Source organism: Ectobacillus sp. OTK, assembly GCF_059698935.1.
Genome location: NZ_AP048547.1, coordinates 2,978,872 through 2,992,983 on the forward strand (window position 1 = coordinate 2,978,872; position 14,112 = coordinate 2,992,983).

At 39.1% G+C, this 14,112-nt stretch carries 11 protein-coding genes; 2 read left to right on the forward strand and 9 right to left on the reverse strand.

Annotated elements, in window-relative coordinates; genetic code table 11:
• Positions 1–12: 12 nt before the first annotated feature.
• Complete coding sequence (locus AC6HZ4_RS14905) at positions 13–1,530, forward strand: glycoside hydrolase family 32 protein (RefSeq protein WP_497495728.1); 1,518 nt, start codon at positions 13–15, stop codon at positions 1,528–1,530.
• Between the two features lie 627 nt (positions 1,531–2,157).
• On the opposite strand, the gene AC6HZ4_RS14910 is transcribed toward AC6HZ4_RS14905, so the two are convergent.
• The 4 genes from AC6HZ4_RS14910 to AC6HZ4_RS14925 all read right to left on the reverse strand — a co-directional run bounded on the left by AC6HZ4_RS14910 (position 2,158) and on the right by AC6HZ4_RS14925 (position 7,832).
• A complete protein-coding gene (locus AC6HZ4_RS14910) occupies positions 2,158–3,702 on the reverse strand; it encodes an alpha/beta hydrolase (RefSeq protein ID WP_497490366.1) in 1,545 nt (514 codons plus the stop codon).
• Positions 3,703–3,868: 166 nt separating this feature from the next.
• Positions 3,869–5,290 carry a sigma-54 interaction domain-containing protein gene (locus AC6HZ4_RS14915; RefSeq protein WP_497490367.1) on the reverse strand — a complete coding sequence of 474 codons (1,422 nt, stop codon included), beginning with the start codon at positions 5,288–5,290 and terminating at the stop codon, positions 3,869–3,871.
• Between the two features lie 163 nt (positions 5,291–5,453).
• Positions 5,454–6,287: a 3-hydroxybutyrate dehydrogenase gene (locus tag AC6HZ4_RS14920; protein WP_497490368.1), complete on the reverse strand. Its 834-nt coding sequence runs from the start codon at positions 6,285–6,287 to the stop codon at positions 5,454–5,456.
• Positions 6,288–6,386: 99 nt separating this feature from the next.
• The gene (locus AC6HZ4_RS14925; RefSeq protein ID WP_497490369.1) at positions 6,387–7,832 is read right to left on the reverse strand and encodes a GntP family permease; all 1,446 of its coding nucleotides are present in this window, start codon (positions 7,830–7,832) and stop codon (positions 6,387–6,389) included.
• Between the two features lie 777 nt (positions 7,833–8,609).
• Here AC6HZ4_RS14925 and AC6HZ4_RS14930 point away from each other — a divergent pair.
• A complete protein-coding gene (locus AC6HZ4_RS14930) occupies positions 8,610–9,995 on the forward strand; it encodes a M28 family peptidase (RefSeq protein WP_497490371.1) in 1,386 nt (461 codons plus the stop codon).
• A 113-nt stretch (positions 9,996–10,108) separates the two neighbouring features.
• Here AC6HZ4_RS14930 and AC6HZ4_RS14935 read toward each other — a convergent pair whose 3' ends face one another.
• The 5 genes from AC6HZ4_RS14935 to nikC form a co-directional block, all read right to left on the reverse strand.
• On the reverse strand, positions 10,109–10,357 hold the full coding sequence (locus tag AC6HZ4_RS14935; RefSeq protein ID WP_497490372.1) for a TcaA NTF2-like domain-containing protein: 249 nt from the start codon (positions 10,355–10,357) through the stop codon (positions 10,109–10,111).
• 245 nt (positions 10,358–10,602) lie between these two features.
• The gene (locus AC6HZ4_RS14940; protein WP_497490373.1) at positions 10,603–10,887 is read right to left on the reverse strand and encodes a hypothetical protein; all 285 of its coding nucleotides are present in this window, start codon (positions 10,885–10,887) and stop codon (positions 10,603–10,605) included.
• A gap of 824 nt (positions 10,888–11,711) precedes the next feature.
• Complete coding sequence (locus tag AC6HZ4_RS14945) at positions 11,712–12,548, reverse strand: ABC transporter ATP-binding protein (protein WP_497490375.1); 837 nt, start codon at positions 12,546–12,548, stop codon at positions 11,712–11,714.
• Positions 12,545–13,267, reverse strand: a complete 723-nt coding sequence (locus tag AC6HZ4_RS14950) for an ATP-binding cassette domain-containing protein (protein WP_497490376.1) — start codon at positions 13,265–13,267, stop codon at positions 12,545–12,547. Before AC6HZ4_RS14950 ends, AC6HZ4_RS14945 begins: the two co-directional genes overlap by 4 nt.
• Position 13,268: 1 nt before the next feature.
• On the reverse strand, positions 13,269–14,096 hold the full coding sequence (gene nikC, locus AC6HZ4_RS14955; protein WP_497490378.1) for a nickel transporter permease: 828 nt from the start codon (positions 14,094–14,096) through the stop codon (positions 13,269–13,271).
• Positions 14,097–14,112: the final 16 nt, after the last annotated feature.

Genomic DNA, 14,112 nt, shown 5'->3' on the forward strand with positions numbered 1-14,112 from the left:
TTAAGTGTTTTAATGATCTGTCTAAGTATAATATTTATTACAGGATTATTGGATCGTGATACAAAGAAGATTAAAAAAAAGATCCCTCATCATCAGCCAACTTATCAACCAATTTATCATTTCAGCACTCCCGACAAATGGAAAAATGACCCTCAGAGACCCATTTATTTTGATGAAAAGTATCATTACTATTATCTCTATAATCGTGATTATCCAAGTGGTAATGGTACAGAATGGCGGCATGCGACATCAAATGATTTAGTGCATTGGAAAGATGAAGGAGTTGCCATTCCCAAGTATACAAATCCAAATGGTGATATATGGTCAGGATCAGCCGTCGTTGATATAAATAATACTGCAGGCTTTGGAAAAGAAGCCGTTGTGGCGATTGTAACACAACCCTCTGCTAATGGAGGCAAGCAGGAACAATATTTATGGTATAGTACAGACAAAGGAAAAACGTTTATGTCCTATAGTGACTCTCCCATTATGCCTAATCCAGGGACAAAAGATTTTAGAGATCCTAAAATTATCTGGGACCATCAATCTGGAAAATGGGTGATGGTTATGGCGGAAGGAACAAAAATAGGTTTTTATGAGTCTTATAATCTAAAGGAATGGCACTATACAGCAGGATTCTTAACACAAAATATAGGTATTGTAGAATGTCCCGATCTTTTCATGATGCAGGCAAATGACGGGACATATAAGTGGATTCTGGGTGCCAGTGCGAATGGCAAATCTATTGGTAAACCTAATACCTATGCATATTGGATCGGTAACTATAATGGAAAGAAATTTATCGCAGATTATAGTGAACCACAATGGCTGGATTATGGCTTCGATTGGTATGGCGGCGTTACTTTTGAAGATGGTAAAAGCAGAAATAAATTTGATACACGTTACGCTTTAGCTTGGATGAATAATTGGGATTATCCGAACAATACACCAACATTGCAAGACGGTTTTAACGGATTTGATTCCGTTGTTCGTCAAATTAAACTACAAAAACAAGATAGCGATGCATACATTCTGACTTCACAGCCTATTGAAGCATTAGACCAATTCCCCTCCTCAACGAATCATTTTAAACATATCAAGGTTAATGGTTCAAAAACCCTTAAGGTAAAAGGTGATGTTTATCAGCTTGATGCTGATATATCTTGGTTAGATGTCAAGAATGTAGGATTAAGGATTCGAGAGTCAACGGACAAAACACGTCATATTGATGTGGGCTTTTTTATACAAGATAACTTTTCTTATGTTAATAGAGCTTTTACAGACCAACCCGATAAGAGTAAAAAGTATGTTGAAAGTAAAGCCCCGTTCGATGCAAGCAAGAAGAAGGTTCATTTGAAAGTTCTTGTTGATAAAACAAGTATCGAAGTATTCATTGACGATGGTAATGTAACCCATTCAAATCAAGTCTTCCCTCATTTAAATGATAAAGGAATAACGCTTTTTTCTGAAGGTGGTACATCCATCTTTGAAAATGTTGTGATTAAGCACTTTGGTTCTATCAATAAGTAACAGCTAACAAGTAACACTTTAGAAAGATGTATATGATATTCATGTTCAGTCGACAGAATCGCACATTATCGGGTTTCAATGTATTTAGGAGACTACTAAAATCCCTCCAATTAAGCAATATGGAGGGGTTTTTTGTTCATATAATCGGCGATATAAGAAGTAAAGGTATTTTGTTTATTTTAAAATTAGTACCCATTAGTTAAATAAAACCCATGTTTCATCGAATTAAAAAAACTCATCCATGAATTGATAATAAAAGATTTTTGATTCGTCTAGTTTTGTGATCCCATATTCCTTAAGAAAAAGGGAAATCTGATCCTCACCGAAATTATAAGTAGGTCCCTTTAACAAGAATGTCATAGCGTCTGATTGACCAATTGTAATCTTTTCCTAGGAATAACAACCTATTAATTCTGCTAAACCGCGAGGAACTTCTTTCATTCATTTCATCACTTTCATAAACTTGCTCTTTTATAGATAGAATTGTTTCTTTGGATACTTTCACAATTCCTTCTTCAATTAAACTGTCCCTTTGGTCGAAGAAAGAACGATGTAAAAAGGCGAGTATCCACTCGCCTTTTTTATAAATATTTTTTCCTAAATACGGAAAAATTATTAGATTTATGATTATTTTGTCTCCGCTACACTAGGCTCTACTTCTTTATTGGTTTTAATATCTAACACTTTTGTATGATTTTGCGGAGTCGAAATTGTTTTACTCTTAGGTGCTTTTTTATGATTTTCTACCCAATCCACGAGCAAGTCGAAAGCTTGGTGGGCATATGGCAGTAAAGGCTGCAACTCCTTATTCGGATCAGTTGCATTGTTCCAAACCAAGCTGTCGACATGGTTTCCTTTTTCAATGGTATAGAGTCGGTGTAATTTGCCTTTTCCTGCTTGATTTACTAATTTTTCATAAGCATCAGCATGGATAGACGGAAAGATTAAAGAGTCCCAAGACCCTGTTATACTGATTAGCGGCACATCAATATCGCCGGTATTTTCAATAGTTTTTACATTTCGTTTCACTTCGTTCGGGCGTGACATATAATCGTAATCTTTAAAGATGGAGTCGTATGTACGATCGCGCAGCCCGTCCTTATAGTTCAAATAATTTTTCCAGTCAATCCGGTTCGGAGCATCAGGATCGATTTCATCCCGATAAATATTTAATGTGAGGAACCAGTACACCTGGTCATGATACCCCCAAAGTTTTTCAGCGCCTTTCGGTAACCCAGCCTTATACATTTCCTCCGTTGCTTTCTGTTTTTCTTCTCCTGTACCGTAAAGGGCTTTTTCTGCGTTATTGACAACCGGGGTTAAAGAGCTAATTAAATTCGATTCATTTGCTCTCCATAATACGCCTTCCCAATCCACTCCGCCATCAAATAAGGCCGGTTCCCCCGTCTTATCTAGCCCGTCGTGTTCAAGGGCATAACGAACGACATACCCGCCATTTGAGATTCCCATCGCATAAGTAGGAACTTTATGATTAGCCGTAATCAACTTGCTGGCCGGGTTTTTTTTATCGCTCTCTTGAATGAGCTTGTCCGGATAGTTTTTAACCAAGTAATTTTGTGCTGCTTTCGTCAACTGTCTAAAACGATAATGCCATTCGGCTATACTGTCATCCTCGGCAATTAAGGCATTCTTGCTTTTCGCCAGCGGGTCATTAGGATCAATTTCTCCTTGCGTCCCTTTATCAGTAGCTGCAAACGCATAGCCTTTTGCTAATACAAAATCGCTAAACAGTAAATCCGAGGCAGTTTCATTTCGAGTCGCGGGGATACCGGATACAACTAGCTTTCCATTCCACTTATCTGGTACACGAATGACAAATTTTGCATCGTCAAACGCCCCATTAACTTGAATGCCGCTTATCGCTGCAGGATTGTACATATTATACCAACCGGTTCCCCCTTCCTTACTCCCCCAATTATATGGAGTTAATCCTAAATTTCCAAAGACAGTTGCCGCTGCATATTGTGCCGGGTTTTTAGTCGTTAACCAATTTCCATTTTCCCCATCAAACTTGGTCACCGTAACATCTTGTGCCCCCGGTATGACTGAAGAATAGGCGGCAGAAACACTTGTTTGCAACAAATTCTGAGGAACAAGCGGAAGTATTAAAGCAGATGCTGTTGTTATCGTCAACAGTTTACGTTTAAGCAAAAAATCCCCTCCTAATTCTATATAATGAAAAAAATAGACGTGTTCGATATTTTAACAAACCTGTAGTTTGAAAGAATGACATTTCAAATTTTCCTTAAGTTAAAACTAGCTCTCTTATTTGAAATTCTTAATTTTATTTTTAGAAATATAGCGAAGTGCTTTGACACTATTTAATATTGTAAAATGTACATTTATCGTAAAAAGTTGTTTTTCCAATTCCTAACATCTGAGCTGCCAGCTTCTTATTTCCGTTTGCTAAGTGCAGGGCCTCGCTGATAGCTTCTCTTTCTGCGGAAGCAATAATTTCTCTTAATGGTTGAATCGAGTTCTTTGTTGAATGCGTCTTTACTTGTGATAAATTTAAGCAATTCTGGACAGGAGGGTGATCAACGCTATCCTCTTGAAGATATAGAGGCAAATGTACCACACGAATTGTTTTTCCGTCCAAAACATTGACAGCTCTTTCCAATACATTTTCCAGTTCGCGTACGTTTCCCGGCCACGCATGATGCAGCAAGCGCTCGGCTGCTTCAACGGAAAGTTCAATCCCTTGGTGATTAAATTTACCTTCAAGCTTTTTCAAGAGAATTTTTGCTACAAGAAGAATATCCTCCTTGCGCTCTCTTAAAGGAGGGATTTCAATTTTCATCACATTAAGTCTATAATATAGATCTTGACGAAATTCCCTATTCTGCACCATTTTTTCCAGATCACAGTGTGTCGCCGCAATAATGCGGACATCTACTGGAACAGGTGCTTGTCCCCCTACTCTCTCAATCTCTTTTTCCTGTAGTACCCGAAGAAGCTTACTCTGCATGTGAATAGGCATATCACCAATTTCATCCAGAAAAATTGTACCATGTTGAGCTAATTCAAACTTTCCCTTTTTTCCTCCTCTTTTTGCTCCGGTAAATGCTCCTTCTTCATAACCAAATAATTCCGATTCTAATAAATGCTCCGGAATAGAGGCACAGTTCACTCGGACAAAGGGAAAGTGTCCGCGCGGGCTCGCTTGATGGATAGCATGAGCAAATAATTCTTTCCCCGTTCCTGATTCTCCTGATAATAATATTGAAGATTGACTGCTGGAGACCCTTTCAGCTAATCGCTTCGCTTCCAGAAATTTAGGACTGTCTCCCGCAAGATCTCCAAAACAATACTTACTTTTTAATTCTTTTTCAAATTTGTTCTTATAATATTTGAGTTCTTCCAGTAATGGCTGGATTTTTCTCGAATAATTCAGCCATTCCTGAGGATTACGGAACATAACTGTTCCTACTGCTCCGACCAATTCATCGTCAATATAAAGGGGATAACGGTTGGCAACCATTTCACTCCCTTTGATAGGTTGAACAACAGCCACTTCCGCTTGACCGTTTTTTGCTACAATATGCATACGCGTATTTTCAATGACTTCTTGGACATGTTTTCCCAACGCCTCTTCCATTGTTGTCTCTAGGAATTCGCAGTATGCGAGATTAATATATCGGATAGTCCCTTCGCGGTCCACCACGACTATACACTCTGCCGCCAAATTTACAATTTCTTCTAGCCATTCACTTGGAAGGTTACTGTTTCCTAATTTCATTTCCATCTCTCCTCGCTTCTTTTCCCTGCAATGTATGAGAGTATATTCTTCTACATTAGAATAAAATGTGGATATGGACTTTATATGCTTTTGTTATAATATTCTAACATCTTACATTGCATAGAATGAATGAAGAAAGCTCAGTATCATTTTTATTTCTTGTTTATTGCACTGTATATCCCCCATCCAGAACAACAGCCTGTCCGGTAACTCCTTTTGCTTTTTCACTTGCCAAAAATACAGCGTAATCGGCAATTTCTGAGACTGATAATAGACGCTTCTGTGGAACAAGAGGATAAATAACATCCGCTAAAACGCGGTCCAGTGGTACATTCCGCGTTTTAGCAAGGTCCATTAATTGATTTTGTACAAGCGCTGTATCTACATAACCTGGACATAGGGCATTTACCGTAATACCATGTGCCGCTCCTTCCAAAGCTGCTACTTTCGTCAAGCCAATCACACCGTGCTTAGCGCTATTGTAAGCTGCTTTTCCCGCAAAGCCAACAACCCCATTAATGGATGCCATATTAATGATTCGTCCATATCCCTTATCTTTCATAATAGGAAAAGCATATTTGGTTGCTATAAACGGTGCAGTCAGCATAACTTTAATCATAAACTCAAACTTTTCCGTAGGAAACTCCTCGATAGGAGATACATATTGGAGCCCAGCATTATTCACTAATATATCCAGTTTCCCAAAATTTTTTAGAGTACTATCAAAACTGTGTCGGATTTGATTTTCATCCGTAACATCACATGCAACTGCCAATGCTTCATATCCCTGTTCTTGCAACTGCCTGGCAGCTGCTTCTCCAGCATCTCTGTTTAAGTCGGAAATTACTATTTTTGCACCTTCGTTAGCAAAACTACGAGCGATTTCTAAACCGATTCCATTCGCTGCTCCGGTAATTAATGCTACTTTCTCTTCTAACAAGCCTTTCTTATACTGTTTCACAGCAAGGTCTACGTTCTGTCCTAATATTCTTGACATAGAATGTCCCCCTAATCTTCTTTATTTAGTATTGTTTACAGACGTATATCACCAAAAGAGGCTTCTGTTTTTTCCTTTCTCTACACCTTATATTATCGCTTACACCAGATCCGTTAGGCTGTATACCGCAATGATAAAAAAGACTGCAAGTGTTTTAATAACTGTTATGGCAAAAATATCACGATAAGACTGCCGATGCGTCAATCCAGTTACCGCAAGCAATGTAATGACGGCTCCATTGTGAGGAAGCGTGTCCATGCCGCCGGATGCCATAGAGATGACACGATGCATCACTTCTGGTGGAATATTAAATTTCGTAATAGCCTCCAAATATTTATCGGACATAGCACTTAGTGCGATTCCCATACCGCCGGACGCAGATCCAGTTATTCCAGCAAGAGTAGTTGTTGTTACTGCTCCGTTTATAAGCGGATTGGTAAACGTTTCTGAGATCCCCTTACTTACAACACCAAAGCCGGGAAGAGAAGAAATAACTCCACCAAATCCATATTCCGCTCCCGTATTCATGACAGCCAGCAAAGCACCACTAATACTCATGTTAAGTCCTGCTTGAAAGTTTACTTTTACTCGTTTCCAATCATAAGCAAGCGTTGCAACAATCCCTATAGCAAGGGCCATCTCTACTGACCAAACTGCCAAGACCGCAGGCAGTTCGAGTTTTCCAAACGCCTTTAAGCCGATATCGTTAAAGTCAAATCCATTTGGATACCATTTCGGAAGAGATAGGGTGAAAAATTTATTCATGACCCCCACCAAAATAAGCGGCACAAATGCAAGCAACTGACGTGACAATTTCGTTGGTGTACTTGTAGTTGCAGAGAGGGAACTTTCCGTCGCAACGGATGCATCCGATTGCGTAGCTGCAATTTCAGAGCCCTCAAACCCGAAGTAACCCTCTCCTGCCTTTTCTGCTTTTTTGCGGCGGGATTCTAGGTATAGGAAGCCAAGAACAAACACAAAAATCGCTCCGATAATTCCTAATGTAGGTGCAGCATAAATGTCCGTTTTAAAGAATGTCGTCGGGATAACGTTTTGAATTTGCGGTGTGCCCGGCAAAGCATCCATTGTGAATGTAAAGGCCCCTAAAGCAATCGTTCCAGGTATAAGGCGTTTAGGGATATTCGCTTCGCGGAATAAGTTTACTGCAAACGGATAGACAGCAAACACAACAACGAATAAGCTCACGCCGCTATACGTTAAGATGGCACCCATAAGCACAATTGCTAAAATTGCCCTCTTAGCTCCGACAAGCTGAACAATGGTCTTAGCAATCGATTCTGCTAAACCAGACATTTCAACAACCTTACCAAAGATAGCTCCCAATAGGAAAACCGGGAAGTATAATTTAATGAATCCAACCATTTTCTCCATAAAAATATTAGAAAAAAAAGGAAGAACATAATCAGGGCTAGTTAATAAAACAGCAAACAATGCGCAAATAGGCGCAAATAAGATAACTGAAAATCCACGATATGCTACAAACATCAATAATCCTAACGCTAAAAGAATAACAATAAGATCCACACAAATCCCCCTCCATCTCATGTAAAATACTAGAATTGCTGCTCATTCATTAAAACTTTTCATCCACTATGACGTAAGCGATTTCAAAAGAGACTTTCACTTTTCATGAAAATGATTCCTCCCTCCTTAAGCGTTTATATTAAAACTTAAAGCAATTTTCGTACCAACTATATAAGCCTAATTTAAAAATTCAATATAAGAAATGTTCATCTGTATCGAGTGCGTACAGATGAACAGGAGTGGATATGTTGAAAAATTAAGATAGATTCATATATTTCAATGCCAGTTTCCCTACCTGTGTACCGATAATTTATTAAGTAAAAACTTGTCTAACTTAATTATTAATTATAATTAAGAGAAAAATAACTAAATTAAAATCACAATATTCCGGAATTTCGGAATTAACACTTGAATCATTCTAATTTTTATTCCGAATTCCCGGAAAATTCCAATAAACAGGAAAAAATTTTAACATTATGGTTAACTCCTATCTCCTGTTTCTGGAAATGAATTTATGTATATTTCGGCAGTATGTTTATAAATCGTTATGTGTTATTAAACTTAGAGGTATTGTATCGGACTAATTTTTATGCATTCTTGATAAGAATTGCTTATTGTCCTAAAGGTAGCAGGATAGGGAGATCACTACTATTTTGCCATCGTGAATAAAAATCTAAATATTATAAATACAAATAATACTAATAATAGACAAATTATTTTGATTTATATATAATTTTTAATAGGATATATTTTACAGAAAAGGGAGGGGTAGCCACAATGAAAAGAAATTCAGTTTTAGCGCTTTTACTTGCAGTCAGCCTTTCTTCTGGTGCAACTGCTGCATGGGCGGCACCGGAGGCAAATCTACAATCTGATCAAGCTTTTGACAACAAGATTGTCAAACGAATTAATGTAGAAAACATTTACAAACATATTGCTGAGCTTTCAAAGACCCCACGTGTTGCTGGAACTCCGGATGAGGACCGAGCGGTGGAATACATAGACCGCCAATTTAAGTCCTATGGATACGAAACAGAAGTACAAGCATTCGATATTTACAGTTACACAGAGCCAAGCTTAATTGAATTAAGTGTCTCTGGTATGAACTTCGATCCTGCACCAAGAGACCTTGAATATGGCGTAAATGGAACGGTGACTGGTGATTTGATTTACTGTGGTTTAGGAGCTCCGAGTGATTTTGAAGGAAAAAATGTAACTGGGAAGATTGCCTTAATCAAACGCGGTACCTATACCTTCGCAAGTAAAATCTTAAATGCAGCCGCAGCGGGAGCTTCCGCTGTAGTTATTTATAATAATTCCGATGGCGTAATCAATGGTACACTTGGCGAGCCCAATAATGGATATATTCCATCCGTAGCCATCACTAAAGATCAAGGGGAAGGTCTGAAAGCCCGCCTGGATTCAGGAGATACTATAACCGCCGCCTTGAAAATAGAGGGAGCTGTTACTACCAAAGCAATTTCCCATAACGTGGTAGCCACAAAAAATGCGACTCAAAAATCAACAGGTGAATTGGTTCTTGTGGGTGCACACCATGATTCTGTTGATGGAGCGCCCGGAGCAAATGACGATGCATCGGGGACAGCCACTGTACTTGAGTTGGCTCGTGTATTTGCTAATGCTCCAACTGATACCGATGTTCGTTTTGTCACCTTTGGGGCAGAAGAAAATGGGTTATTAGGTTCATATGAATTTGTGGAAAGAATGACTGAAGAAGACTACAATCGTACTATTGGAATGTTCCAAATGGATATGGTCGGAAGTAAGGATGCTGGACCATTAATTATGTACACGGCTGATGGCGAGAAAAATATCGTAACGGGTCTAGGAGCATCAGCAGGTGCCCGTTTATCTGAAATAGGCGAGGCAACGCCTTACGGTTGGGAAGGACGAAGTGATCACGTTCCATTTACAGAAATAGGGATTCCTGCTGCGTTATTTATTCATGCACCAGTAGAACCATGGTATCATTCTCCAGAGGACACCCTAGACAAGATTAGTTTGGATAAGCTAAAGGAAGTATCTAATATTGTAGGCGCTGCTGTATATCAAGTTGCTCGACCTGATACTCCAGCATTAGGAAAGGCTAAAGTTGCACCAAAAGAAGTCGATTATAACTTTGAGGAAAGAGAACTCGAATAATTGATAAAGCCCAGCGGATTTTCCGTTAGGGCTTTTTAATATAGCATAATTAATTTTGTTAATTAAAGAGTTTTTTACTTTTTGTTCTCCGCTTATTAAGATTCACAATGAGACTACTGATTTGAAACCTCTTCATGAATTAATCCGGTTTTTAACTGTTCATGAACAAGTAGTTGACCGTCTAACACTATGATTACATATTCGCTATTAAAGGTTTTAACTTCCTTTATTCCGTTACTGCCTGTAGGGCGGTATTCCTTATAAACCATCACTTTATAACTCGTCTCGTCTAGTTTTGTAAAATCACCAACTCTGTATGGCAGCAATTCTTCCGAAGCGGAATCGTTACGTAAAATATCCATTGCGATCCCTAGCCCAAAAAAAACATAACATATCCCCACCTTTTCAATAATTAATGTCAGGATATACAAATACAAGGTTAAAGGATTGTACTATATACTCATATAACATTGAAATTAAAGTTCTGATCTGGTAGATTACTCGGATTATCCCTTGAAAAACGATAATAAATTAACAAGTTGGAAAAGGTAACAAATGAGAAGAAATAATTCACAAAATAAAAAGCACCCCCGGAGGAATGCTTAACTTAGAGTATTTCGGTAAGGCGGTCTGCACCTTTGCGGGTTACACTGGTGCTAGAGTCGAACCAAACTGTCAGAACTTTATTGCCCTGATCCCTTGTTGCTTTCTTCACACCGATCAAATAACCGTCTTCCTCAAGTTGAAGAGCTGCTTCCTTAAAGATATCACCCTCCAGTTCAGTTGTAACGCTATTAATGTTACCAAGATCGGGTTTCTCTCTATTGAACTCTTCATAAATCGCTTTTAAAATCTTATCCATCGCGTTGATACCAACACCCCCTTTTTTCATATCTTTCCACTTCCACAGAAAGAAATATCATCCTTCTGACAAAAATGTGAAAACCGCTCACCAATCAGCAAACTGCCGAGTATAACTCCGTGATTTCATAGTCATCTAAACTAAATTTTCAAAGGAATCCGTGTACGAAAAAAGTTCAGCGCCACCTCTGTTCAGATAGAATACATGTAACAAAATTGCAGAGAAGTTGTTCTAGGATTTAATAGAATCTTATCATCCATGACTAGCATCGCATCCTAATCGCTAGATCGTGTCAGGTGAGAGATTTACAGCTTCATACAAATGCAACCTTTCTCTGTAAAAGGCTTTCTGCAAGCTCCTCTTCCTTTTCACCAAAAAAGCATTTTTCCATCTCCATTCCTAAATGATTGCAGTCGATGAACAATTCATTTAGAAAGGATTGAAGTTGATTGAGTGCCACTCCTTTCAGATTAAGGAAAGTCAAAAAATTCGCCTTGATTCTAGCCGTCAGGCGAATCACTTTTGATATGCTCTCCAAACGATACTCATGTTGAATAGCTTTCAAATGCAAAACATGTGAAGGGTGGATGCTTGCTTATTTTATTTTTTAACAAATTACTAAAAATATATGCATATAATTCTGACAAATCGAAATTCTGTTAGTAGATAGGTATATTTTTTTATCCCTTCACCTATCTAAAGCAAAAAACAGGGTGTTTATGAATAAGACATATCTTATTCATAGTGTAGCGGAACAAACGGAACTAACAAAAAAAGGAGAACTGCACACGCAGCTCCCCGCCAATCTATTTTACTTCATTTACTTCAATTTTGAGTCTGTCTAGCAACCTCTTTTAGTTCGTAACGCTCGGTGAATATATATGATTCTCGCTTTTATTGCCGCATGAATCGAGATTGAGAGTTTGAAATAATAAGCGCGAATACGGATGCTGGAGTTGTTGAAAATCCCACTGGGTAAAAGTTTCCACAAGTTCTCCTTGATACATAACAGAAACACGATCACATAATTGCTGTGTAGATTGTAAATCATGCGTTATGAATAGATAGGCGATTTGCTCTTCTTTTTGGATGCATTTTAACATATGGATAATAGATGCTTGAGATGGTTGATCCAAGCTGGCAATTGATTCGTCAAAAATGATGAGTTCTGGCTGTACAGCCAAGGCTTTGGCAATGCACACTCGCTGCTTTTGACCACCGCTTAATTGATCTGGGTATCTGGATAAAAAGGAATGATCTAGCTCCACTAACTCCAGCAATTTCACACATCGCTCTTTTCGATTGGTTTCTTCCGGAAAATAATTGCGAATCGGTTCTTCCAGAATCTCACCCACACGCATTTTGGGATATAACGAAGAAGATGAGTCCTGCAGCACCATTTGCATCCGCTTGTACATCTGGCGTTCCTTCATTTGCATTTGTTTCCCATTAATCGCTTGTCCGCCCAGTAAAATTCGCCCTGATGTTACTGGCTCCAGATTCATGATTAGCTTGGCAAGCGTACTTTTCCCGCTTCCACTTTCCCCTACTATTCCTACACTTTCCCCTCTTTTCAATATTAGATTCACCTGCCTAACAGCTTGCAGAGTTGGATGTGGTCGAAACCACACTCTCCTTCTTGCTCTCACTGGATATTCCTTTGTGACATGACGTAATTCAAGCAGTATCATCTAACAATTCCACCTCGATCCATTTGGATAACGCGATCCGCGAACCTCTTCACACTTTGCTGGTCGTGAGAAATTAACAGAACCGTTAGTCCAAAATCATGCTGCAGCTTCTTCAACAAGGACAACACCCTTTCTCGATTGATTACATCCAAAGCGGTTGTCGGCTCATCAGCAATGAATATCTTCGGTTGCAAGCTTACCATCATCGCCAATAAAATCCGCTGGCGCATACCTCCGCTTAACTCGAAGGGATAAGAAGATAAAACAGATTCCGGATTGGTAAAACCCACCTGTTGTAACAACGAATACAAGTACGTGTCTATCTCTTTTCTGCTAATACTCTTTCTTCGCTGCAGGAGCGTTTCTGCCATCTGTTTTTTAACAGTCCGAATCGGATTTAACCCATTTAAGGAATGCTGGATTAGTAAAGCAATCTCCTCACGCCGAAGCTGTTGCCAAGCACGGGTGTCATAATCGAGAATATTTTTATCCTGATAAAAAATCTGACCATTCGTTACCTTCCATCCTGTTTCCAATAACCCGACGATAGCATGTGCTGTCAAACTTTTTCCGCACCCGCTTGGACCAGTAAGGGCAATCATCTCGCCCGGATATAATTGAAACGATACGTCTTGGACAATTGGCTTCCACTTTCCCGCATCCTGACACGAGATTTCTAACTGCTCAATGCGTAACAAAAAATTAGCGAATGTCGTCACTTTACACCTCTTTTGGAATCGGTAAACCAGCTTTTCGATACCGTTCACTGATTAATTGGCAACACAAAACAAAAAACAAAATAGCCAAACCCGGAAAAATCATCACATGGGGAGCCAATTGAAAATATGCCGCGGCATCATGCAACATAACACCCCATTCTGGCGTTGGCGGCTGAGGACCTAACCCCAAAAAGGAAAGACCTGCAACCAAAAGGACGATTCTCCCCATATCTAAGGCCCCAAAAACAACGATAGGTGAAGCAATTTGCGGAAGAATATAACATCGCATGATACGAAAGCGCGAATTCCCCGACATCCGAGCTGACAAGATATACTCTTCCTGGCAAATTTTCAGGACAAGGCTACGAATGAACCGAACATAATTAGCCCAACGAACGATAATGATAGCCAAAATCAAATGAAACAAGCCAGGTCCTAATACACCAACAATGGCGATTGTCAATACAATATCGGGAATCGCAAGAGTGCTATCTATCATCCGCATAAAAAAATGATCAGTACGCCCGCGCAAATATCCTGTTAACAGCCCTACAGGAAGACTAATGAGTAAGGTTAACATCATAATCAAAAACGAGGAGGTCACGCTGATTCTGATTCCGTACAGAATACGTGATAAAATGCAGCGTCCCAAGTGATCTGTACCGAACGGGTAAGCCCAAGTAGGCGTAGATAATCTATTGGACAGATTAATTGCTAAAGGATCGTGAGGAGAAATCCACGGAGCAAAAATACCCATCAACACAATCAATAGAAGCAGTCCAACTCCTACTAGCAAATTTCTATCAAAGGCAGATAAGATCTTTTTCATGAAATGGGCCCTCCTC

Bases quoted from the DNA above. Each gene is read 5' to 3' on its own strand.
- AC6HZ4_RS14905 (WP_497495728.1), top strand. From the start codon at position 13: ATGATCTGTCTAAGTATAATATTTATTACAGGATTATTGGATCGTGAT.
- AC6HZ4_RS14915 (WP_497490367.1), bottom strand. From the start codon at position 5,290: ATGAAATTAGGAAACAGTAACCTTCCAAGTGAATGGCTAGAAGAAATT.
- AC6HZ4_RS14920 (WP_497490368.1), bottom strand. From the start codon at position 6,287: ATGTCAAGAATATTAGGACAGAACGTAGACCTTGCTGTGAAACAGTAT.
- AC6HZ4_RS14930 (WP_497490371.1), top strand. From the start codon at position 8,610: ATGAAAAGAAATTCAGTTTTAGCGCTTTTACTTGCAGTCAGCCTTTCT.
- AC6HZ4_RS14935 (WP_497490372.1), bottom strand. From the start codon at position 10,357: ATGGATATTTTACGTAACGATTCCGCTTCGGAAGAATTGCTGCCATAC.
- AC6HZ4_RS14940 (WP_497490373.1), bottom strand. From the start codon at position 10,887: ATGAAAAAAGGGGGTGTTGGTATCAACGCGATGGATAAGATTTTAAAA.
- AC6HZ4_RS14945 (WP_497490375.1), bottom strand. From the start codon at position 12,548: ATGATACTGCTTGAATTACGTCATGTCACAAAGGAATATCCAGTGAGA.
- nikC (WP_497490378.1), bottom strand. From the start codon at position 14,096: ATGAAAAAGATCTTATCTGCCTTTGATAGAAATTTGCTAGTAGGAGTT.